Annotated in this window: 1 pseudogene; it reads right to left on the reverse strand. The window is 74.0% G+C overall.

Going from position 1 to position 623, the window contains the following annotated elements:
• Positions 1-623: pseudogene (locus tag G4D87_RS38480) on the reverse strand (M1 family aminopeptidase); the annotation flags it as partial.

Raw genomic sequence — 623 nt, forward strand, 5'->3', positions numbered from 1 at the left:
CCCCAGCATGCCCAGCATCGCCTCCAGGTCCTCCATGCCCGGCATGCCGCCGCCCAGCATCTGGGACGCCCCCGCCGCGCCGCGGTACAGTTGCGTCGCGATGGTGATCAGCCCTGGGAACTCCATGCCGCCCGCGCCTCCGGACAGCGGCGCCTGCACCACGCGGAAGTGCGTGTACGGCAGCGGCCCCAGCCGGCGCTCGAACTCCGCCAGCATCGACGTGGCGTGCTTCAACACGCGCTCGCCCGCGGCCTGATCCGCCGCGGCGTAGTGGCTCTCCACCGTGACGCCGTTCACCGTGGCGGTGGCGCTGGCGTAGCCCCGCGACACGAAGAGGGGAAAGTCGCGCACCGCGGCGGCGGCGAAGGCGTAGCGCACGCGCCCATCCCGCTCCGGGACTTCGCCCATGGGCACGCCCGTGGCGTGCACCGCCCAGCCCGTGGGCACGGTGATGGTGGCCAGCACGTGCGCCGGCTCGTAGAGGCCCAGGTCGCCAATCCCCTGCGGCCCCTCCCAGGGCGTGCCGTCCTCGCCCACCGGCGGCACCTGGGGCACCACGCCCACCAGGCTGATGAAGTCCGCCGTGGCGGAGAAGGCCCCGTGGTCGCCGCCCGAAGGACTGT

Origin of the sequence: Myxococcus vastator (assembly GCF_010894475.1) — a bacterium.
Lineage (GTDB): Bacteria > Myxococcota > Myxococcia > Myxococcales > Myxococcaceae > Myxococcus > Myxococcus vastator.